The 21,863-nt window shown below is 70.8% G+C and carries 18 protein-coding genes; 5 read left to right on the forward strand and 13 right to left on the reverse strand.

From position 1 onward, the window contains the following. Position 1: 1 nt before the first annotated feature. Positions 2 to 1,771, reverse strand: a complete 1,770-nt coding sequence (locus tag DTQ71_RS20160; protein WP_109566099.1) for a coiled-coil domain-containing protein — start codon at positions 1,769 to 1,771, stop codon at positions 2 to 4. 192 nt (positions 1,772 to 1,963) lie between these two features. On the opposite strand from DTQ71_RS20160, the gene DTQ71_RS20165 reads away from it, so the two are divergent. Then, positions 1,964 to 3,952, forward strand: coding sequence for a glycosyltransferase family 2 protein (locus DTQ71_RS20165; protein ID WP_109566100.1), 1,989 nt, complete (start codon positions 1,964 to 1,966; stop codon positions 3,950 to 3,952). Here DTQ71_RS20165 and DTQ71_RS20170 read toward each other — a convergent pair. After that, positions 3,913 to 4,503, reverse strand: a complete 591-nt coding sequence (locus DTQ71_RS20170) for a LysR substrate-binding domain-containing protein (RefSeq protein ID WP_109566101.1) — start codon at positions 4,501 to 4,503, stop codon at positions 3,913 to 3,915. The two genes, DTQ71_RS20165 and DTQ71_RS20170, sit on opposite strands and share 40 nt — an antisense overlap. On the opposite strand from DTQ71_RS20170, the gene DTQ71_RS24990 reads away from it, so the two are divergent. Beyond that, positions 4,425 to 5,177, forward strand: a complete 753-nt coding sequence (locus tag DTQ71_RS24990; RefSeq protein WP_109566102.1) for an NAD(P)H-binding protein — start codon at positions 4,425 to 4,427, stop codon at positions 5,175 to 5,177. The genes DTQ71_RS20170 and DTQ71_RS24990 overlap by 79 nt on opposite strands. On the opposite strand, the gene DTQ71_RS20180 is transcribed toward DTQ71_RS24990, so the two are convergent. Together DTQ71_RS20180 and DTQ71_RS23680 are read right to left on the reverse strand one after the other, a co-directional pair. Then, entirely contained in the window at positions 5,105 to 5,311 is a 207-nt protein-coding gene (locus DTQ71_RS20180) for a cold-shock protein (RefSeq protein ID WP_109566103.1), read from the reverse strand. The genes DTQ71_RS24990 and DTQ71_RS20180 overlap by 73 nt on opposite strands. A 219-nt stretch (positions 5,312 to 5,530) precedes the next feature. Beyond that, entirely contained in the window at positions 5,531 to 5,938 is a 408-nt protein-coding gene (locus tag DTQ71_RS23680) for a hypothetical protein (RefSeq protein ID WP_170125517.1), read from the reverse strand. 266 nt (positions 5,939 to 6,204) lie between these two features. Here DTQ71_RS23680 and DTQ71_RS20190 point away from each other — a divergent pair, with 266 nt between their 5' ends. From DTQ71_RS20190 to DTQ71_RS20200, 3 genes are all read left to right on the forward strand, one after another. After that, a complete protein-coding gene (locus tag DTQ71_RS20190; protein ID WP_109566105.1) occupies positions 6,205 to 7,647 on the forward strand; it encodes a mannose-1-phosphate guanylyltransferase/mannose-6-phosphate isomerase in 1,443 nt (480 codons plus the stop codon). 5 nt (positions 7,648 to 7,652) lie between these two features. Continuing rightward, a complete protein-coding gene (locus DTQ71_RS20195; protein ID WP_109566106.1) occupies positions 7,653 to 10,604 on the forward strand; it encodes a glycosyltransferase in 2,952 nt (983 codons plus the stop codon). Between the two features lie 172 nt (positions 10,605 to 10,776). After that, positions 10,777 to 11,769 carry a stealth conserved region 3 domain-containing protein gene (locus DTQ71_RS20200; RefSeq protein WP_109566107.1) on the forward strand — a complete coding sequence of 331 codons (993 nt, stop codon included), beginning with the start codon at positions 10,777 to 10,779 and terminating at the stop codon, positions 11,767 to 11,769. A 9-nt stretch (positions 11,770 to 11,778) separates the two neighbouring features. Here the strand turns inward: DTQ71_RS20200 and DTQ71_RS20205 are convergent, their stop codons facing one another. The 9 genes from DTQ71_RS20205 to DTQ71_RS20245 form a co-directional block, all read right to left on the reverse strand. Further along, a complete protein-coding gene (locus tag DTQ71_RS20205; protein WP_109566108.1) occupies positions 11,779 to 12,816 on the reverse strand; it encodes an asparagine synthase-related protein in 1,038 nt (345 codons plus the stop codon). Positions 12,817 to 12,830: 14 nt separating this feature from the next. Then, positions 12,831 to 13,301 carry an HIT family protein gene (locus DTQ71_RS20210; protein ID WP_146204909.1) on the reverse strand — a complete coding sequence of 157 codons (471 nt, stop codon included), beginning with the start codon at positions 13,299 to 13,301 and terminating at the stop codon, positions 12,831 to 12,833. A 17-nt stretch (positions 13,302 to 13,318) separates the two neighbouring features. After that, positions 13,319 to 13,783: an FAD synthase family protein gene (locus tag DTQ71_RS20215; RefSeq protein ID WP_109566110.1), complete on the reverse strand. Its 465-nt coding sequence runs from the start codon at positions 13,781 to 13,783 to the stop codon at positions 13,319 to 13,321. 668 nt (positions 13,784 to 14,451) lie between these two features. Next, positions 14,452 to 15,840, reverse strand: coding sequence for a CgeB family protein (locus DTQ71_RS20220; protein ID WP_109566111.1), 1,389 nt, complete (start codon positions 15,838 to 15,840; stop codon positions 14,452 to 14,454). Next, entirely contained in the window at positions 15,837 to 18,911 is a 3,075-nt protein-coding gene (locus DTQ71_RS24705) for a glycosyltransferase family A protein (RefSeq protein ID WP_109566112.1), read from the reverse strand. Before DTQ71_RS24705 ends, DTQ71_RS20220 begins: the two co-directional genes overlap by 4 nt. Before the next feature lies 1 nt (position 18,912). Further along, positions 18,913 to 19,683: a sulfotransferase gene (locus tag DTQ71_RS20230; protein WP_109566113.1), complete on the reverse strand. Its 771-nt coding sequence runs from the start codon at positions 19,681 to 19,683 to the stop codon at positions 18,913 to 18,915. Between the two features lie 117 nt (positions 19,684 to 19,800). After that, entirely contained in the window at positions 19,801 to 20,361 is a 561-nt protein-coding gene (locus tag DTQ71_RS20235; protein ID WP_146204910.1) for a VPLPA-CTERM sorting domain-containing protein, read from the reverse strand. A gap of 193 nt (positions 20,362 to 20,554) precedes the next feature. Further along, entirely contained in the window at positions 20,555 to 21,028 is a 474-nt protein-coding gene (locus DTQ71_RS20240; RefSeq protein WP_109566115.1) for a hypothetical protein, read from the reverse strand. 150 nt (positions 21,029 to 21,178) lie between these two features. Beyond that, positions 21,179 to 21,823, reverse strand: coding sequence for a rhomboid family intramembrane serine protease (locus DTQ71_RS20245; protein ID WP_109566116.1), 645 nt, complete (start codon positions 21,821 to 21,823; stop codon positions 21,179 to 21,181). Between the last annotated feature and the right edge of the window lie 40 nt (positions 21,824 to 21,863).

Here is a 21,863-nt window from a genome sequence, read left to right on the forward strand (position 1 = left end):
GTCAGCCGCCCAGCTCGGCGCGGATGCGGGCCTCGAGATGCTCCTTGCGGCCGGTCATGCGGGCGAGGTCGCGCTTGGTGCGCTCCAGCTCTTCCAGGGCTTGGCTCAGGGCAGAGGCCAGGTCCCGGGCCTCCTGCTCGGAGCGGGCCAGCTCGGTGGCGGCGCGCTCGGCCAGCTGGGCGGCGCGGGGGGCGCCCCCCTCGGCCTGCGCCGTCAGGGTGGCCAGCTCGCGCGCCTGGCGGGCATTGGCGTCGCGCAGCTCGGCCACCTCCGCCTCCAGCCGGTCGCAGGTCTGCATCGCCTCGCCCAGGGCCAGGTCGCGGGCGGCCTCGCCCTCGGTGCCGCCCCGGCCGCGCGCGGCGAGCGTCGCGCGCAGCTGGGAGACGGTGCGCATCGCGGCGGCGCGGTCCTCGGTGAGGCGGCGGTTGTCCTCTTCCAGCGCGGCCCGGTCGCGCTCGGCCTTCTTGGTGATGCGCTTGATCTTGGCCTTGAGCGCGGCGACCTGGTCCGCATCGGCGGCGGGCGCGGGGGCGCCGCCGCGCGCGGCCAGTTCTCGCGCCAGCGCGGCCTCCCGCTCCTCGGCTTCGGCCAGGAGCGCGGTCAGCTTGGCCAGCGCCTCGGTCTGGGCGGGGGAGGAGGCGCCGGGCATCTCGGCCGCGTCGCGCTGTTCTGCGAGCTCCGGCCCGCGCTCCCCGGCTGCTGCCTCCAGCGCGGCCTTGAGCCGCTCGATTTCCTCATCGAGGGCTTCGCGCTCACTTGTAGCCGTGTCCAATGCGTGGCTTCGGCGTTCAAGATCGGCTTGGAGCGCCGTGATGCGCACCATTCGGTCTCGCTCGGCGGTGGCGGCCGCCCGCGCCTGGCGGTCGAGATCGGCGCTCTGGGCCTCATGGGCGGCGCGCAGTTCCGACAGCTCCGCGGAAAGCGAGGTCTCCACGGCTTTCAGCCGCTCGACCTCGGGGCGCAGCTCGGAGAGTTCGCGGCGGATCTTGCCCTCGATGCGGGTGGCGCGCCGCGCCTCCCACTCGTTGGTGCAGGCGCTGCCCAGGCGCTGGAACACCTGGCTCATGGCCCGCCCGAGCGTGCGGTCGCCCTCCAGCTCGGCCATCCGCGCCAGCCGCCCGGGCAGGGCGCCGCCCGCCGCCAGCACCCAGAGCCCGCCGCCATGGCTGAAGCGCAGCACCGGCCGGTCGGCCTGCAGCCGCTCCAGCGCGTCGATCAGGGCGGGGTCGTGGCGCGCGGTCTCGGTGCCGCGCAGTACCAGGCAGCCCTTCTCCGAGAACCGGTCGTCCCAGGCGGCGAGTCCGGCGAGCAACTCGGCGTCGAGGGCGCGGTCGACCACCAGCAGATCGACGGAGCCTGCGTCGAACAGGCCCGGCGCCACCGCGTCGGAGGCCGAGACCAGGCGCGCGAATTCGCTATACTGGCTGTCGGCGTAATCGGCGAGTTCCTCGGGCGGCGTGGTCTCGCCCTGCTCCGATCCCGGCCAGGTCCCGATGCCGGTGCAATCCGCGTCGAGCCCCAGCCGCTCCACCGACTGGCACAGCGCCAGATGCGCCACCGCCGAGCCATCCGCGCCGCCGCCCAGCGTGACCACATTCTGGGGCCGAAGGTCGCCCATCAGCCAGAACAGCACCGGCAGATGATCGAGAAACGCCGAATCGGCCACGTATTTCGGGCGCCAGTAGATCTCGCGGCGGGACACCGGCAGGACGGTGTCCAGGCTGGGCAGCGAGGTCTCCGGTTGGGACGCGGTCGCGATCTTGGTGCTCATCGAAGGAGGCTCCGGCAAACATGGGGTCGGGCGGCGCCCTGGAGCCCCGCGAAAGTCGCCGCACCATAGGGGATGGCGCCCGGGATGCAATTCGCCCCGGGCGCGGGCCCGCCCGGGTGTGGCGGCGAAGGTCATAAGGGGTTGCGGCCCGGTGCCGGGGAAGCGAGGTAGGTGCCGGGGGAGGCTTGGCGCATGCGCGGGGCGGGCGCGCGCGGGCTGATGGAGACGACGATGCTGACCGTTCGGGACGACCCGCTGGTGCGCCACGACCTTGCCAAGGCGTGCCACATTGTCCGCCGGTCCCGGTATGTTCACGGGATCTGGTACGCCGAGACCTATCCGGACGTGGCCCTGACGGGGATGGACCCGCTGGAGCATTACCTGACGATCGGCGCCGCCCTGGGGCGCAACCCGGGCAGGGATTTCGATACCCTTTTCTATCTGGAACAGCACCCCGAGGTGCTGGCGCGGGGCGAGAACCCGCTGCTGCATTACATTCGCGAGAAAGGGGCCGAGAAGGGCTGGCCGACCCAGCCCCCCGACCCCGAGCGAGACGCGCCCAAGCGCGTGCGCGCGGTGCGCGACAAACTCCTGATGCTGGGCTTCACCGAGGAGGCGCTCAAGGATCTGCGCGAGATGGCGCGCTCCGACCCGGCGGCCCGCGGCCGCGCCCTGGCCGCGCGCGACCTGGCGGTCTGGCATCTGCGGCAGCGGGGCCCCGAGGAGGCCGCGCAGGCGCTCGGCTGGCTGGAGGCGGCGCGGGCGGCGGCGCCCGATCTGGAGATGCGCTGCCAGATCGCCATCTCGGAGCTTCTGGCCCATCACCTGGCGGGCGACCCGGAGGCCGGGCGCGCCGCCTATGCGCGGCTGGCGGAGGCGGGCGAGGTCACGCCCGACACGCTTCTGGCGCGGGCCAATTTCGAAACGACCGCCGAGGACCGGCTGCCCTGGATCCGCGCCATGCTGGCCGGCTATGGCCTGCCGGGGGTGGATCTGCTGCCCGAGGGACCCACACCCTATGACCGGCTGACCGCGCCCGCGCCGCCGCCCGTGACCGACGGCCCGCTGGTGACGGTGCTGCTGGCCGCCTATGAGGCGGCGGCGATGATCCCCACCGCGCTACGCTCGCTCCAGGCGCAGAGCTGGCGCAACCTGGAGATCCTTGTCATCGACGACCGGAGCCCCGACGACACCTGCGCCGTGGTCGAAGCGTTCGCCGCCGCCGATCCGCGCATCCGGCTGATCCGGATGGAGCAGAACGGCGGCGCCTATGTCGCGCGCAACCGCGGCCTGGACGAAGCCCGGGGCGATTTCATCACGCTCCACGACGCCGATGACTGGTCGCACCCGCTCAAGATCGAGACCCAGATGCGGCACATGGCTCAGACCCCCGGCACGATGGGCTGCACCTCCGAGCAGGTGCGCCTGCAGGAGGATCTCTCCTGTGTGAAGGTGCGCGGCAATGGGACTTTAACGGTCTTCAACACCTCCTCCTTCCTGTGGCGGAGGGATCCGGTGCAGGGCGCGCTCGGCTACTGGGACACGGTGCGCTATGGCGCCGACAACGAGTTCGTGCGCCGGGTGCGCACGGTGTTCGGGCCCGCGAGCATCCAGCGGCTGCCGACCGGGCCGCTCTCGTTCCAGCGCGAATCCGAGGCCTCGGTCACGGTCAGCCCGGTGACCGGGGTGGACGGCTATTACTATGGGGTGCGCAAGGAGTATCGCGACGCGCAGCTGTACCATCACGCGGCCCGGACCCGGGGCGCGGCCGAGGGTGCCTTGCGCTATTCCGGCGACCCCGCCGAGCGACCCTTTCCGGTGCCCGCCATGATGCGCCCGGACCGGGCCGCGCGGCTCAAGGCGCGGCCGCCCTTCGACCTGGTGATCGAGGGCGATTTCCGCAGCCCCGGCCCGGTCATGGAGGCGCTGGCCGCGCAGCTGGCGGAGCGGGCGGCGCAGGGGATGCGGATCGGGCTGTTGGAGGCCAATGCCTATGCCCCCGAGGCGGCGGGCGACGGGCTGTCGATCTGCCCGGAGCTGCGCGCCGTCATCGACGGGGAGCGGATCGAGCTGCTGGTCTATGGCGACGAGGTGTGCGCCCGTGCGCGCCACCGCTTGCCGGGCGCCGGGCCGGGCGGACGCTACCGCCCGGTGATCCACGAGGCCGAGGCGGAGCCATGACGGTTTGCCCGGGGGCCTGATTCAATACAGGAAGGCCCGGCCTCCGCCGGGAGCCCGACACTCGAGGAAGGACGCCGGTCATGAGCTTGAAGGTGGTGACGGCGACCAGAAGTGGCTCGGTCATGGGGCTGATCACGCTGGAGCAGGCGCTGAAGGCACAGGGCGTCTCGGTCACCCGGGTGGAGGAGGAGGGTCTCGCGCGTCGGCATCCCCGCGGCCGCGAGATAGGCGGCGCTGGCGTAGACGCGCATGACCTCGTCGCGCAGGCGCCGGGCCCGCAGGTTCGGCCGGTCCGGCATCGCGTGCCGGATGGCGATATCCGCCTCCCGGCGCGCCAGATCCCGAATGCCGTTATCCGCGACGATATCGATCTCGAGCCGGGGCGCGTCGCGGCCGATCTCCTGGACGAGCGGGGGCAGGATATAGGCCGAGACCAGTTCGGAGGCCGTGATCCGGACCAGCCCCTCGACCGATTGCGCGTGCCCCAGGGCCGAGAGGGACACCATGTCCGCCCCGCGCGCCATCGCGCGGACATGGTCCAGCATGTCCATTCCGAAAGGCGTCAGCGCGACCGAGCGCCCGGCCCGACCGGCTTAGGACCGTCATCGGCGATTGCTGCGATCCCCGGTTTCTGGCCGGGGTCCTTGCCGGGCAGGAGGCGGTGATCTCGACGCTGGGCGGGCGCAGCCCGACGAAGACGGCGACATCGGTCTATTGGAGATCGGCGGAGGCGATCGCCGAGGCCGCCTGGGAGACCGGCCTGCGGCGGGTCGCGGTCACGTCCAGCGCGTTGCTCTTTCCGGCGCGGGGGCCGGTCGACAGGGCCTTGACGGTCCTTGCCCGCACTGTCGTCCGGGACGCGCGGCGCATGGAGGACAGGCTCTGCCGTGCCGATCTCGACCTGGTCGTGGGGCGATGCGGGTTTCTGACGAACCGGGACGAGCGGGCCTATCGCCGCGCGCTCGGCGCCTTGCCCGAAGGCGGCGCATCGGTGGCGCGGCTGGGCCTGGCGCGGTTCCTGATCGATGCGCGCCGGGGCGCAGATCTATGGCGTGTCCGGTCCGGCATAGCTCGGGCCCGTGCGGGCACCGAGAGCGGCGGTCGGGTGAGGCGGCGCCGGAGCGCCGCCCGCGACCGCGTCGTCAGCTGCGATCAGGCAAGCTGCAGGTTCGACGCGCTCTCGCGGCCGTCCCGGCCGGATTCGACGTCGAAGGTCACCTTCTGATTGTCGGCGAGGCCGGTCATGCCCGCACGCTCGACGGCACTGATGTGCACGAATACGTCACGGCCGCCCGATTCAGGGGCGATGAAGCCGAAGCCTTTGGTGGTGTTGAACCATTTCACGGTGCCAGTGGCCATTCCGTGGTCTCCTTATCATGTCGATACCCGCGGAGATGCGGTATCTCGGCTTGGTCGGTCTGGATCGAAGACTGAAGCCGGATGAAGGGAGACAGTGGGTCGAAGTAGAATAACGTCAGCACCTGCCGCCTGACAGGTTTGGCCGCGCTGCGCAAGCGGAATCTGGGTGGTGCGGTGTCCGCTCCGGCGCCGCGCGCGCCCGTGAGGCGCGGACCGCGCCTAGCCGCGCAGCCGCCGGAGCGGCGCGGTGATCCGCCAGGAACGGCTGGCGCGGAGCTCTTCGATCTCGGCGCGCAGCGCGTCGCGCTCGGCCTTGAGATCGGCGATGCGCGCGTCCCGATTGACGAGCCCCGTCCGGGCCTTCTCCAGCTTGGCCTCCAGCGCCGCGATCTGCGCGGCCGCGCCTTCCGGGGCCGGGGGCGCGGCGGCGGGCTTGGCCGGCTTGCCGGCTTTGGTCTTGGCCTTGGCGGGTTTGGACTTGGCGTTTGGCGCGGCCGCCGGCATCCCCGACAGCAGGCGTGCCCGCGCGTCCCGTTCGGCGGCGACCTCGTCGAGGATCGCTTCGAGCGAGGACAGCACGTCCTCCGGCGCGTTCTGCGAGGGGGAGGGGGATTTCGATTTGGCCATGTCGCGGTCCCGTTGCGCCTGCGGATTCGTTGACGCGTGACGCTACAGGCGTGCCCCCGCCGGAGCAAGGCGCCTACAGGGTAACGTACTTGGCACGGCGCGCGCTTTCCAATAGCACCGCTTCCGATGCCGAGGACCGGGCCCCGGGCGACGCGTATTGGCGCTCGAGGCCCTGATTTGTAAAAAAATTCAATGATCTGCGAGCCTACGACGTCGATGCATCCATCGCATTCCCCGCAGAGGCCGCATGCGAGAGAGGCCCGCCCATGAGCGACACGACCGTCCATCCGATCCTTCTGTGCGGCGGGGCGGGGACGCGCCTCTGGCCGGTCTCCCGCAAGAGTTATCCCAAGCAATTCACCAACATGCTGGGCGATCAGAGCCTGTTCCAGGCCTCGGCCCTGCGCCTGACGGGGCCTGGCTTCGCCGCGCCCGTGGTGGTCACGGGCGGCGATTTCCGCTTCGTCGTCACCGAGCAGTTGGCCGGGGTCGAGACGCAGGCCGGCGCCATCCTGATCGAGCCCGCCGCCCGCAACACCGCCCCCGCCATCCTGGCCGCCGCGCTGCACCTGGCCGCCGAGGATCCGGATGCGGCGATGCTGGTCGCCCCCTCCGACCATGTGATGGGCGACGATGCGGGCTTCCGCGACGCGGTCCGCGCGGCGCTGCCCGCCGCCCTGGAAGGCCGTATCGTCACCTTCGGCATCCGCCCCGACCGCCCCGAGACGGGCTATGGCTGGCTGGAGTTGGAGCAGGCGACCGAGGCCACGGCCCCGGTGCCGCTCAAGGGCTTCGTGGAAAAGCCCGCCCTGGCCGAAGCCCAGCGGATGCTGGCCGATGGCCGCTATCTGTGGAACGCCGGCATCTTCCTGTTCACCGCGGGCACCCTGATCGCCGCCTTCGAGACCCATCAGCCCGCGATGCTGGCCGCGGTGCGCGCGGCCGTGGCGGGGGCCGCGACCGATCTCTCCTTCACCCGGCTCGACGCCGCGGCCTGGGACGTGCTGGAGGACATCTCGATCGACTACGCGGTGATGGAGAAGGCCGACAACCTCTCGGTGCTGCCCTATGGCGGCGCCTGGTCCGATCTGGGCGACTGGGACGCGATCCTGCGGGAGGGCAACCCGGACGAGCGGGGCGTCGTGCGTCAGGGCCCCGCCACCGCGCTCGATTGCGACGACACATTGCTGCGCTCGGAATCGGACGCGCTGGAGATCGTCGGCATCGGCCTCAAGGACGTGATCGCGGTGGCGACGCCCGACGCGGTGCTGATCGCAGACCGCGCGCGCTCCCAGGAGGTCAAGGCCGCCGTCGCCCGGCTCAAGGAAAAGGGCGTCCCCCAGGCCGAGACCCTGCCCCGCGACTACCGCCCCTGGGGCTGGTACGAGAGCCTCGCCGTGGGCGACCGCTTCCAGGTGAAGCGCATCGTGGTGACGCCGGGCGCGGCGCTGTCGCTGCAAAGCCATGTCCACCGTTCCGAGCATTGGATCGTGGTCGAGGGCACGGCCCGTGTCACCGTCGATGGAGATGTGAAGCTCGTGACCGAAAATCAGTCGGTCTACATCCCGCTGGGCGCCGTCCACCGCATGGAGAACCCGGGAAAGGTTCCCATGGTCCTCATCGAGGTGCAGACCGGGCGCTATCTGGGCGAAGACGACATCACCCGCTACGACGACGTCTATGCCCGCGGCCAGGGGGCGAAGGGATAGCGATCATGGACGATTTCGGAGCCCTCTTCGCTGTCGCGGGTCTGGATGAGGCAGCCGACATCCCACAAGCCGTCCGCGCCGCCCCCCGCAACCCCTGGGTCCGCGCCCAGGTCGTGCTGGCCCGGCTGGCCCGCGGCGACCTGATCGGCGCCGAGCGCCTGCTCGACAGCATCAAGTACCATCCCAAGCTGCCGCCTGGGATCTACGAGATCTATGCCGACCAGATCGCCCAGGCCCGCGCCCGCATGGGCCTGCCGGCGGGGCCCTTCAACATCCCGGCCGATTACATGTCCTGCGCCGATCCGCGGCTGCACCGCCCGTTCCGGCAGCTCGACCCCGAGGCGGCCTATCCCAAGCCCTACCCGTCCGGCCTGGCCCTGCCCCCGCCGGTGGGCATGAGCGCGGGCATGCCCCGCTTCCTGGAGGATGCGGCCGCGCGCCTCTCGGGGGAGATGCTGCACCGGATCCGCCGCATCCATGTGGTCGTCGCCGACCGGGGCGGGGCGCAGAGCGCGCGACTCCTGGGGATGCTGGCCGAGCAGGAGGGGATCTCGGCGGCGCTACATGTCACCGTCTTCGACCCGCGCCCGGATGCGGCGCTGGCCTTTCCGGCGCCGCTCAAGGGCGATGTGGTGGGGGCGGCGGTAACCGACATGGCCGCCCGCGTCCGCCTCGTGCAGATCGCCGAGGCGGCCGATCTGGTGGTGTTTCTGTCGGGCTCGGTGGTGCTGGACCCGCTGATGTTGCGCCGGGCGCTGCATTACGCGGCCGTCTCGGACATGATGGTTCAGCCGCTGATGCCGGCCCGCGACGAGGGCGACCTGTCGACCCCGTTCTCGCTCATGCCGGTCAAGCCGCTGTCGCGCTTTCCGTTTCGGGACGTGCTGGGGCTGAACATGGTGGTGCCCGCGCCGCTCCTGCGGCGGGCGGGCCCGATCGAGTCCCGGTTCGAGAGCACCCGTTGCGCCGCCGAGGAGCTCGTCTTCCGGTTGATCCGGGCGGGCGCCTATACCGCCCCCCTCACCGTGCCGTGGATCGAACCCGATCCCTCGGGCAGCGAGGAGCGCACGCTCTACCGCGCGCTCTGCCCCAATGCCTGGGATCGCAAGACCCCCAAAAAGCGCGGCGAGGTGCCCCGGGTCAGCGTCTACATCCCGACCTACAACGCCTCGGCCTATATCCAGCGCGCCGTCGACAGCGTGCTGGAGCAGGACTTCGCCGATCTGGAGGTCTGCCTGGCCGATGACGGATCGAAGGACGGCACGGCCGATCTGCTCGAAAAGCTCTACGGGGACGAACCCCGGGTCCGCTGGGAGCGGTTCCAGAACGGCGGCATCGGCTTTGCCTCCAACCGGGCGATCCGGATGTCGCGCGCGCCCTATATCGGCCAGCTCGACAGCGACGACTGTCTCAAGCCCGGCGCCGTGTCGCGCCTGGTCGCGGCCCTCGACGACGACCCGGGTCTCGCCTGCGCCTACGGCTCCTGCGAGCGGATCGATGCGGAGGGGCAGTATCTCAAGGACGAATACGCCTGGCCGGTCTACAGCCACGAGAAGATGATGATCACCTCGATCGTGCATCACTTCCGCATGTTCCGCCGCGCCGCCTGGGAGCGCACGAGCCTCTTCCGCGAGGACATCGTCAACGCGGTCGATTACGATGTCTTCCTCAAGCTCTCCGAAGTGGGCCGGATGCGCCATGTCGAGGAGGTGCTCTATCAGCGGCGCTGGCACGGCCAGAACACCTCCAGCGTCAACGAAGGCTTCCAGACGCAGAACACCTACAGGGTGCAGCGCGAGGCGCTGGCGCGGATGGGGCTCGACCGGTTCTGGGACGTGCATGTTCCCGATCCCGAAGAGCCTCGCCGCGTCACCTACAAGCGCCGGGACGGGGCGCCGATGGTGCTGTTCTGGCCGGACTACTCGCGCTCGAACCCTTACCAGCACCTGCTTTACGGCAGCGCGCGCCAGCGGATCGAGATCTGCGCGGGGGATATCGACGCGGCCCTGCGCCAGATCGACCTGATGGAGCGGCCGGACCTGCTGACCTTCCACCTGCACTGGCTGAACTTCTTGCTGCGCGACATCGAGGATCCGGCCGAGGCGCGGGCGCAGGTCGATGCCTTCCTGGCCAAGATCGAGGCCTTCGTGCGGAAGGGCGGACGCCTGGTCTGGACGATCCACAACATCGTCTCCCATGACAGCCCGCATCATGCGCTGGAGGTGGAGATGTCGAGCCGCATCGCCGCCCTGGCCCATGCGCTGCATTTCCACTCCGCGGCCTCGGTGGACGAGGTGGCGGAGGTGTTCGAGATCCCGCGCGAGAAGGCCCATGTCTCGCGCCATGGCAGCTATGTCGGCGCCTATTCCGATTTCGTCACCCGCGCCCAGGCCCGCGCCCAGCTGGGGCTGGCGGAGGACGAGGACGTGATCCTGTTCTCGGGGCAGGTGCGGCCCTACAAGGGGGTCGAGCAGCTGGCCCAGGTCTTCCGCCGCCTGCTGGCGGAGCGGCCGCGCGCGGTGCTGCTGATCGCGGGAAAGATGGTCGATGATGTCTGGGTTCAGGTGACCCAGGGGCTGAGCCCGGCCGAGCGGGCGCGCATCCGCGCCACCCGCCGCTTCGTCACCGACCTGGAGATGCAGCTTTTCTTCCGGGCGGCGGATGTGGCGGTCTATCCCTATCAGCGGATCCTGACCTCCGGCTCGCTGATGCTGGCGCTCAGCTTCGGGGTGCCGGCGGTGATCCCCTCGGTGGGCATGACCCGCGAGGTGCTCGGCGGCACCGAGGCGGGGCTGACCTATGACGCCGAGGCCGGCGAGCCCGCGCTGGAGGCGGCGCTGCGCGCGGTGCTCGACGCCAAGGACGCGGGGCGCCTGGGCGCGATGCAGGACGCGGCGCGCCGGGTGGCGGAGGCCTGGGACTGGCCGGATTTCGGGCCGGTGCTCACCCCACGGTAGCGGCAGTATCACATTGGCTTGCCTTGCTCTTGGCAGGCTTGCCGCGTAGGACTTTGCGGAACCGAAGTGACGGCTGTCCAGTCGATGGGGACGGCCGGTATGACATGAGGAGAGGCGTTCGGTCCGTGGAGCTTCCGTCGCAAGGACCGGTCCCCGAACGAAGAGGACGCGAATGCTGATTTCCGAACCCATCGACGCGGTCGTCATGTGGGTGGATGGGTCCGACCCGGCTTTCCTCGCCTCCCAGGACGCCGCTCTGAAGGCGGAGCGGGCGAAGGGCCGCAAGATTGTCGTCTCCGCCGCGCGCCATCGCGACAACGGCGAGCTGCGCTACACGCTGCGAGCGCTGCTGCACAACGCGCCCTGGCTGCGCCGCATCCACATCGTCACCAACGGCCAAGTTCCCGACTGGCTGGAATTCGACGGCGACCGCATCCGCCACGTCACCCATGCGGAGATCTTCCCCGACCCGGAGATGCTCCCGAACTTCAACACCTTTGCCATCGAGAGCTGCCTGCATCGCATCCCCGGCCTTTCGGAGACGTTCCTGCGGTTGAGCGACGACTTCTTCATCGGCCGGCCCGTCACCGCCGCCGAGATCCTGGGCGCGGCGGGGACTGGGCATCTCGTGTTTCATGGCGGGGTCTCGGCCAAGCCCAAGACCCGCTACCAGCGCCAGATCGCGCGCAACGCCGATCTCTTCGAGGCCCGCATGGGCCTCAGGCCCGGCGTCAACTACGCCCATGCGCCGCAACTGCGCAGCAAGACCCTGTTCGAGGCCTTCGCGGCCACCTTCGCCGAGGAGATCGCGCAGACTCGCGGCCACCGCTTCCGGGACGAGGCGGATATCATCCCGCTCTTCCTCTATCCCTATTTCCACATGATGAAGCTTCGGCCCGAGGCCGCCGTCGAGGTGGCGCAGGGCCGTTCGGCGGGCGATTTCCGCGTCGTCGAGCGGATCTTCAACAAGATCTACATGCAGGTTCTGGTCGGTGGGACGGAGCGGGATTGGCGGGGGCGGATGCGGCAGGTGAGCGACCGACGCCCGCTCTTCTTCAACGTCAACGACCAGTTCACCAAGGACGACTACGAGGTCGAGCTCGCGGCGATGATCGACTTTCTGGAGAGGATGTTCCCCGATCCGATCCCGCAGGAGCGCGACTGACCGCAGGCGTCAGGCCATCAGCCGGTCGCCCGGCGGCGTCTCCCAGCCATGGGCGTCGCGCAGATCCATATAGAGCTCTAACGCGTAGATCTGGTAGAGGTTCTTGCCGCCAAACCAGTGCAGCCTGTCGGTGCGGAACTCGGGCCGGGCGGGAACGTAGCCTTTCATCCAGGCGCCGTAGGGCACAGGCAGGGGCGCCTTCTTGTTGGGCGACTTGCCCGGATAAATCAGCTTGAAGAGGTCGCGCAGCGGATACTTCCCCCCGCGCCCGGCGATGTCGAACTCGTGGGTCCAGACCATCTCGGCCAGGGGGGCCACGGGCGTCAGCCCGCAGGCCCGGAGCGTGTCGCTCACCGCCTGTCCCTCGGTCCCGACGATGTTGAGGAAGCCGCGCACGTCGACGCGGTTGCCTACGGTGAAATGGCCCAGGACCCAGTCGACCGGTGCGGGCGACTTGAGCACGTGCCAGGGTGCGACGAACTGCTTGATGATGGCCTTGCGCACGCCCTCGTAGCTCGGATCCTTGTAGAAATGGGCAAAGCCGGCGAAGCGCGGATCGGCGCCGCCGCCATAGACCATGTGGGTGATACCATCCTCTCGCGCGACGCGGGCGCCGATGCCGAAGGCGGGATCGTGGGGGACGAGGGGCTCGCGCTTGAGCAGCGTCAGCTCTCGCGCCATCTCGGCATAGGCTTCGCGGGTGACGGACAGCTTCTTGTGGGTGACGCCGGGCGGGATCGCCTTGGCCGCCTCGGCGAACTCGGAATGCTGCTCCTGCCCCTCGCCGTAGTCGAGCGTGTAGGCGATGGAGCCCTCGGGCAGGAACTTGGCCAGCATGACCGAATCCATGCCCCCCGACAGCATGATCCCGATCTTGCCCTGCGTGGCCAGCGCGCCCATCCGCTGCGCGATGTAGTCATGCATCTCCTGGGCGGTGCTGACGGGGGTCAGCTTCTGGGAGGGGGCGGGAATCGGGAAGAAGCGCCTGTACATGAGGTAGAGGCTCTCGTTCCGCAGCGGCGAGGCGGATGCGTAGGAGTAGGACATAGAGACGCTGCCTTTTAGGCCATTCCGAAGCCGTCGCCTTTCAAAGCAGCACGCAGCGTATCCCGCAAGGCATGAAGCACCGCGTCCTCGGCCGGATCTCCGGCGATCTGCGGGGGGCCGGGCCAATCGGTGTCCGTCCAGTCGCGCCCGGCCGCCGAAACCGGGCGATCATAGCGGGGCAGGATATGGAAATGCACGATCGGGTCCTGCATCATCAGGCACAGCACGTTGATCCGCACCGCGCCGAACACCTCGCGGGCGAGCCGTTCGGCCAATCCGAGCCCCGCGCCCATCCCGACCGCCTCCTCGGGGGTCAGCAGGGCGAGATCACGGGTGCCCGAGCGCACGCTCAGCACCATGGAGCCCAGCATGGGCTGGCCAGGGCGCAGCGACAGCGTCCAGCCCTGGGTCTCGGCGAGGTGCAACTCAGCCGTGCGGAACTTCTCGGCGAAGGCGTCGAGATCCTGTCGGGTGCGCGCGTCCATGGGGGCGTCCGGCATGCTCAACGGCCCGATGAGCCGATTGCAGCCCGGTGCTCCGGCGGGCGGCCCGGCGCCGCGATCGCGTCGAGTACCTCGCGCAGCCGCGAGCTGGAGGTATGCTCGGTATAGGGGAAGTAGACGATCTCGACCCCGTGCGGGCGGAACCTTTCCTCCAGGGCGACCCATTTGGGATGGCCCTTCCAGTCGTCGCCGACGAACATCTTGTCGAAGTGGTGGCGCTCCCAGGCGGCGAACTTGTCCATGTCGTCCTGCACGACGACCTCATCGACGAAGCGCAGCGCACCGACGATCTCCATCCGCTCTTTGAGGGGGATGATCGGGTACTTGTTCTTGCGGGAGAAGCTCAGCTCATCGGAGGTGACGCCCACGATCAGCCGGTCGCACTGCTCGGCGGCGCGCCGCAGCAGGTTGAGATGACCGATATGGAAGAGGTCGTATACGCCTGTCGTGTAGCCTGTCGTCATATCGCCGTTACATCTCGCCTGTAGAAAATCCGCAGATCGACCGAAGCGGCCCTAATTCGGCGCTCCCCGTCCGGGGGGCATGCGCGACATCGGGCCGGGATAGATTGAACCATGGGTGTTATGCCCCATTGCCCCCGTTTGCGTCCAGGGGACGACTTTTCGCTCCATTTTCAAAGGATTTCCCGGCAGTCGAACAGGCGGGGCGCGCGATCTTCCGCTGGGGCGGGGCCGGGCCTGTGAGCAGGGCGCGTCCCTGCGCGATGCGGGCATCGGCCGGCCGCGACCAACTTCGACAGAGACCGGGTCCGCATGTTGCGGGGCTCCACATCTTGTTGGCCTGCGTCAGGCACGAGGAGGGCGTCCTCTCCGGTATGGGCCCCCGGCCGATCGCCTTGGGCGACGAAGATCCTGTCCGCGATCCGCGCCGTCAGGCTCTGTCACGCCAGATCCCCGAGCACGTTCACTCCGTCCGGCGAAACAGAACAGACATCACGGCGGCTTCATGGAAAGACCTTACCGGGGGGATCCGTCGATGCGCAGAGTGCCGTCCATCTCCCGTCTCATGGGACGATCCGGTCACGGCACATGACAGCGGGAGAGTGGTTTCGCGATGGCTGTGTGTCGGCCCGCCGAATGGACCTTTTGCCGATCTTCGGCCGGATCGGTGCTCACCCCGCCGCGATCCGGTCCACCGCCGCCGCCAGGGTGGCGGCGCGGTGGTCGAAAGTGTGGGCGCCCAGCACGATCTCGCGGGCGCGGGCGGCGCGGGCGAGGAAGGGCGTGGGGTCGTCCAGGCAGGAGCGGATGATCTCGGCGAAGGCCTCCGGCTCGGAGGCGGTGGCGATGGTGTCGCCGAAGACGGCCTCAAGCCCCGCGACCGGATCGGTCAGGATCGGCGTGCCGGTGGCCGAGCCGTCGAACAGCCGGTTCGACAGAAACCCGTTATCCCGCATCGAATCCCAGTGGTCGTTGAGCAGCAGCCCATGCGCCGCATAGAGCGCCGGCAGGTCCCGGTTGGCGACCGAGGGCGCGCGCAGATAGCCCGGGGGCAGCACCCCGTCCCAGCCCCCGCCATAGAGGTCCAGCGGCACGCCCTGCTCCACGCACCATTTGACCATGGTGCGGTATTCGCGCCGGGAATTGCCGACGAAGACGGGCGCGCTGCGGCGCGTCTCGGGCGGCGCCACGCCGCCGAAAAGCACCGCATCGGTGGCCTGGTGCAGCACCTCCACATGGGGCAGGCCGCGGTCCTTCAGATGCGCGGCATAGATGTCGGAGGCGACGAAGACGCGGTCGTATTGCGCGTATTCCGCGTCCTCCACCCGGTCGGGATGGGAGATCAGCCACATCAGGTTGATCTTGCCCGGATCGAGCTGCACCGGCTGGCGCCCGCGGATGACCAGCACCGCGTCCTCGGGGGCGGTACGGCCGTACCAGGCATCCATGCAGTCGACGCCCACCGGCCGGCCCAGCCGCTCGAAGGCGGCGGCCAGAGAGGCGGCGAAATGGCTGTCCCCCCAGAGCGGCGCCTCGCGCAGGTTGGGGGTGGAGATCTTGATCCGGAGACGCGGCGCCTCGGGGGCGGGGCCCCAAGCGCGGGGCGGGCGGCCCGCATCGACGCGGCCCAGCACATGGTCGGAGCCCGCAATCCCGATGGTCAGCCGGGTGCGGTAGGGGGCGCGGGCCACCGTGGCGGGCAGGTCGAGGGTGAAGCGGCCGCCATCGGCGGCGCGCGCCGTGGCCCGGGCGACCACGCCGCCGGTCGCCAGAGCCAGCACGGTCACGTCGCGGCCGGGGTCCAGATCGTCCCGGGCGCGGCCGGTGACGCGGCCGCCGCGGGACGGACCCAGCTCTCCAGACCAGCCGCCGGGGCGGATCGTGACGGAGCGTTCGTCCAGGGTGACGGTGAGCGGGGCCTCGGGGAGCGGCTCGACCAGGTAGCGGCCCGGGGCGGGCAGGGGCTGCGCCGCGCCCGCGCTCAAGCTCGGCGCGGCAGTGCCCTCGACGGCCAGGACGCCTTCTGCCAGCAGGGGCACGATGCGACTGGGGGCGCTCACCGCGCCAGCACCCACCAGAGCGCATGGGCCAGCCGCTCGCGCGCCAGTGCCGGGTGGAAGGCGATGGCGTGGGAGGTGGCGGCGCGCTCCGACAGGCGCGCGAGGGTGCCCGCATCCGAGAGCAGCTTGGCCGTCTTCTCGAAGACCCAGTCGGGATCGGTGCGGCTCAGGCTGAAGGCCGCGCGCGCCTCGATCCACTGGTTGCCGAAGCCCGCCGGATCCGCCTCGGGCGGGACGGCCAGCGGAACGCCGCGCGCCTTCAGCGCCTGGAGCAGGGCGAACTCGTAAGGGTCGAGATCCGACAGCTCCCGCAGGACCAGCATCAGGCTGGGGTGGAGCGCGAGATCCGCGGGGCCGCGGGCGGCGGTCTGGAGCGTGACGCCGATCCGGTCCGCCGCCTGGCGCAGCGCCTGCAGCCGTGCGGCATGGCCCGCGTCCCGGCGCAGGCCCAGCACCAGAAATCCCGGCTGGGACGGCGCCGCGCCCGGGCTGGAGGTCAGCGGCACGGCGCCCAGCGGCAGGGCCTGGGCCGCGTCCGCCAGCGGCACCAGCATCGTGCCCGGCAGCGCCTGGTCCAGGGTCAGGGTGCGGGCCGGGTCGAGATCGGGCAAGGCACGCAGCAGCGCGCGCGCCGGGCCCACGGCCACCACCGCGCCCTGGGCCACATGCGGCGCCAGCGCCGCCGAGAGCCGGGCGGGCTCGTCCAGGAGCGCGGGGGGCAGGGCGGCGAAGCCCTCGGCCTCGCCCACCGCCACGCAGTCGACGGGGCCCAGTTCGCGGGCCAGATCGGCGAGGCTGCGGGCCAGGGCGATATCGCCCGTATCGAGCCCGCGCTGGCCGGGCGGCGGGGCCAGCAGGACGGTGGTCTTCGGCGGCGCGGGCCAGTCGATGGCCAGCCGGTCATGGTCTCCGGCCAGCCGGGCGCGGGTCTTCTCCCCCACCAGGGCTTGGGCGTTGGAGCCCATCTGCGTATGCGTCACCTGCCCCCAGGCGATGTTGCGCCGGTAATAGACCCCGATCCGGTCGACATAATGCGCGCCGAAGATCGAGCTGTAGCGCAGCGCCAGATCCCAGTCCTGCAACCGCGGCAGCGCCTCGTCGAAGCCGCCCAGCCAGTCGAAGACCCGGCGGTGATGGACGATGGAATTGAGGTCCATGAAGTTCTTGCCCGAGAGCTGCACGGGCCGGAAAGCGGGGCGCGAGACCTCCTGCAGGTGGACGCGGGCGCCGATGGTCTCGGTGTCGAGATAGGCGGAATAGGCGATGGGCGTGCCGGGCCGCGCCTCCAGCGCGCGCAGCATCCGGTCGAGGAAGAGCGGGTGCCAGAGGTTGTCGCTGTCCAGATAGGCAATTATTTCGCCGCGCGCGAAACGGAGGCCGTTGTTCCTGGCCCCTGCGCCGTTCGACTTGAGGAAGCGCATGTAGCGGATGCGCGGGTCGTCCATGCCGCGCACCACATCGGCCGTCCGGTCCTCGGAGGCGTCGTCGCAGACCAGCAGCTCCCAATTGTCGTAGCTCTGCTCCAGCACGGATTGGATGGCCTCCGCGATGGTGAAGGCGCGGTTCCAGCTGGGCATGATGATCGAGACCAGGGGGCGGCGGGCCAGCGGCGTGGTGGCCACGTCGCGGCGCATCGCTCGCTCGTCGGCGAGCGCCCGGGCGCGGTCGGCCTCGGAGAGGCGGGCGAGCCAGGCGGTATAGATGCCCTCGGCGGGCGTCTGCCAGTCGGAGGGCAGCGGTAGGTCGGTCGCGGGCGGCTCCGCGGGCACGGGCGGCGGGTCGGCGCGGCCCACGGGGCGGTGGGCGCGGGCGAGGCCCGTCAGGCTGCCCATGGCGCCGCGGCCCAGCACCAGCTCGGCGGCGAAGGCCGAGGGCAGGCGGCCCTCGTCGATGGCGCGGGCGAGCGCGGGATGCAGCGCGCGGGCCGCCTGCTCGTCGATGCCGGGGCCGGGGGGGACGCCCTGGGCGATGCCCTCCTCCCGCCACTCGTGCAGCACGTCCTCGGGGAGCGTGCCCTCGGGCAGGCCCATCGTCGCGGCGACCCAGGCGGGATCGAAGCGGTCGTCGGGATCGTCGCGGAAGGCGTCGAAGGCGGCGCGGGCGCGGTCGCACAGGTCCTCGTCCAGGCGGGCCGCGTCCAGTTCCGGGGCGGGCAGGTCCGCCGACCAGTCCTCCAGCGCGTGGCCGGGGGTGACGACCCGGCGGGCGAGCACGGCGCCGTCCGTGTCGGTCACGACCAGATGGCGCGCCTCGGGGGGCAGGGTGACGGTGAGGGTCAGGCCCTCGGTCTCGGCGTCGAGGGCCGCGCCTTCGGCCAGGACCGTGACCTCGGGCGCCACCGCCGTTCCGGTGGCGTCGCGGGCGGTGATCTCCAGGCGGCGGCCCGTCGCGGGGGTGAGCGTCAGCACAGGCCGGTCGCCTGTCAGGCTGACGCGCAGGGGGCTGCCCTGGAGCGGGCCGCCCTCGACGGTGACATGGGCGAGATGGGTGCCGCCGCCGCGCAGCTCGGGCGGGACGGGGACCGAAAAGCCGTGCTGGCTGGAGGCGCCGAAGCCCGGCACCTCCCGGTCGAGGGTGATGCGGGTGGCGGCGCCGTCGTTCCAGGCCAGCTCCACATGGCCGGTGCCGGTGGCCCAGCCGGTCACCGCGCCCCGGTCGCGGTCGAACCAGCACAGCCCGTCGAGCGGGCTGGCGGACCACGGGGCGGGGACGAGCGCGGCGTCGCCGGCGCTGAGCTTCAGCCGCCCGCCGCGCAGGAGCGTGCCGTCGCGTTCGAGCCGCAACTCCAGCTTATGCGCCGCCCCGTCGCGCAGCCGCGCGGGCAGGGCCGCGTCGAAGCCGCAATTGAGCGGCGCGGCCCCGGTCTGGGCCACATCGTCGCGCGGCAGGTTGGCCAGCACGTTCATCTCGTGGCGCCCGTCCACATGCAGCGTCAGCCGCGCGGGGCGGCCCGGCTCGGCGGGGTCCACGGCCCAGCCCGCCACGCGGTCGATGTCGAAACGGTCGACATAGCCCACGGCCTTGGGCAGCAGCCGGTTGGCGAGGGCGCGCAGGCGGGGGGGCACGGCCATATCAGGCGGCGGCCCAGCGGGCGGTCTGGAGGCGGGCTTCCTTGCGCAGGCCCCGGGCGGCGGCCTGGTCGACGGCCTTGTAGGCCTCGGCCCATTCGGGCGGCACCTTGCGCTCGGGCCGGCCGGCGGCGAAGGCGCGGTGCTTCTCCAGCGTCGCGGAGAAGGCCGGATCGGGGTCGAGCCCGAGGAAGTTCAGGATCGCGGCCTCGGTCGGCGTCTCGGGGCGGTAGATCTGGTCGTAATCGATCAGCAGGAACCGCTCCTTGATCTCGGGGCGGGTGTCGAACAGCGCCTGGAGCCCGGCCATCTGCTCCTCCCAGCTTTCGCAGGCGGCGCCGAAATGCTTGCCCTGGGGCCACTTGTCCCGCGGCTTGTCTGCGCGGGTCTGCCAGGACAGGCCGACATCCTTGAGGTTGCGCAGGATATAGAGGCAGCGGGTGGCGGGCTGGGCGTCGAGGAAGTCTTCCAGCACCGGGGTCAGGTCGGGCACCTTGTCGCCGACGACCCGGGCCGTGTCCCATTTCTCGGCGATGCGGTCATAGACCGGAGCCCAGGCGGGGCGGGCCTCGGGGCGCAGATTGGTGTCGTCTTCCTGGAAGTCGAAGAAGCGGTCCCGCTCGAAGAAGACGGGGTCGTAGACGTTCTCGCGCAGGTAGCGGAACTTGTAGCGCTCGATGCCGATGACGACCTGGCCATGGCTGTTGAGGAGTTCGGCGAGAGCGGTGGTGCCGCTACGGGCGACGCCGCTGACGATGAGATGGGTCTTGGTCATGGGTCCCCCCGGGCTTGGCGGGCCTTTTGGAGGGTTTGGCGGGGTGAGGCAAGGCGGGCGGAGGGCAAGGGATTTCGCTGAAATCCCTTTCTCGATCCTTCGCGGAAGGATCGGGGCTCAGCCCCTCTGGCGGCGCAGGCCCCAAAGCACGCCCGCCCCGGCCAGCAGCAGCCAGCTCGCCGCTTGCAGCGGGACCGGGGGCGCGCCCTCGCTGAGGGTGACGGTGTTGCCGCCGAACGCGGCCAGGGTCCCGAAGTTCAGGTCGAGGCCGGACAGGGTCTGCCGTGTCGCGGTCCAGGTGAAGTCGATCGGGTCGCCGCTGGCATAGCCGCTTTCGACCGAGACGTAGCCGTTGCCGTTGGGGCCGTTCGACTGGAAGAAGAACGGATCCCCTGCGACGTCGAAAGTGAAGGAGCCGCCGTTGAGCGGCTGGAACGGGAAGACGAGGGTTGAGAAGGAGGCATGGGTTCCGGCCGGCAGGCCGGAGACGAGGTTGGACTGGCTGCGCCCGTCATCGCTTGAGGCCGTGAAGGACGACGCTGGTCCGAGCCCCGTGATGTCGATGCTGCCGCTGCCGGAGAACACAACGGCCCCGCCCTGCTCGTAGGCTTCGATCGCGACGGTGCCCGCGGAGGCGGGGGCGGCCAGAAGGGCAAGGCCCAGGATCAGGTGTTTCATGTAGGGCCTTGTGAGCGATTGGAGATGCGTCAGGCCAGCCGGCCGTCCAACGCCCACCGCATCACCGGGCCGCATCACCGGGCCGATCCCCACCCGCATCGGCCCGGCCGCGATCAGCGGGCCCAGTGTCCACGCGCCGGTCCCGCCAGGCCCCGACCGGGAGCACGCACCCCGCCCGTCGCGGAGGGCGATCCTACTCCATGACGATATCGCCGGAGATCGTGTTGACGAACTTGCCCGTCTCCGGATCGGTGAGCGACGAGAAGCCGCCGCTCCCGGTGGCCGTGGCCCAGGCGCCGGTGCCGCCCGAGATGCTCCATTCGCCGGTCAGCGCGCCGTTCTCGCTCAGGCCGGTCGCCTGCCACATCATCACGGCCTTGTCGCCCGAGGCGGTGTCGTAGACGCAGCGGCCGCTCCCCGTCACCGCCCCGGCCTTGATCTCGACCGCGCCGAAGCAGGGTCCGCTCGCCCCCTCCAGCGGATGGCCCGGCGCGACCTCGAAGCTTTCGTACATGGCGTCGGTCTTCATGACGATCAGGGTCTCGGAGACCGGCATCATGGTGGTGTCGCCAGTCCCGCGGCCGAGGACGCCGCCGCTGAAGGTCTCGGCGGCCGCCGCCCCGGCGGCCAGCATGCAGACGCGCGTGGTCGTTGTGGCAATCTTCATTTCGATACCCCTCCCGAAATCGTGGGGTCTCGCCCAAAGCAGACCTCGTTCGGAACGATGCGACCGGAGGCCAGGGCCGCGCGGCGGCGGGCCTGACGTTACGCTGACATGAAATCGGCCCAGGGGGTCCGGTTCGTCGCGGCCCCGCCGTCAGCCCCGCCGCCTCGGCGCCAGGGCCGCGCCCGCGACGAAGCCGCCCAGATGGGCCTGCCAGGCCAGCTGGCCCTTGAGCGCCCACCACATCACCAGGTTGATCCCCACCAGCACCAGCGCCGCCACGATCACCGGGCGCTGCGTCTCGCGCGCGTCGCGCCGGTCGGCCCAGGCCCAGACCAGAAGCGCGCCCGCCAGCCCGAACAGCGCCCCCGACGCCCCCACCATCGGCACCGGCGCCGCCGAGAGCAGCCCATGGCCCACCGCGCCCCCCAGCGTCCCCCCGGCGAGTAGCGAGGCCAGCCCGCCCGCGCCCGCCCGCTCGGCCACCGCGCGGCCCAGCGACCACAGCGTGACCATGTTGAAGGTCAGGTGCCAGAGCCCGCCATGCAGCACCGCGTAGCTGGCGAACATCGTCCAGGGCTGGGCCGCGTAGTTCGGCCGCCAGCCGCGCAGCAGCTGCGACCAGAACGCGCCGTAATCATAGGCCAGCCCGCGCCAGCGCCGGTCGCCGATCAGACCGTGATCGGCGGCTTGCAGCACCAGCTCGATCCCCACGCAGAGCGCGATCGCGCCCCAGAGCAGGGCGCGCGCGCGCGGGTCGAGCTGGGGGACGTCCTCCGCCGGGGGCGGGGGGCTCATCGGCCGGCGGCGTCCCCGCCTGTCCCAGGCAGGAAGCGCG

Source organism: Jannaschia seohaensis (genome assembly GCF_900116765.1).
Classification (GTDB): Bacteria; Pseudomonadota; Alphaproteobacteria; order Rhodobacterales; family Rhodobacteraceae; genus Jannaschia; species Jannaschia seohaensis.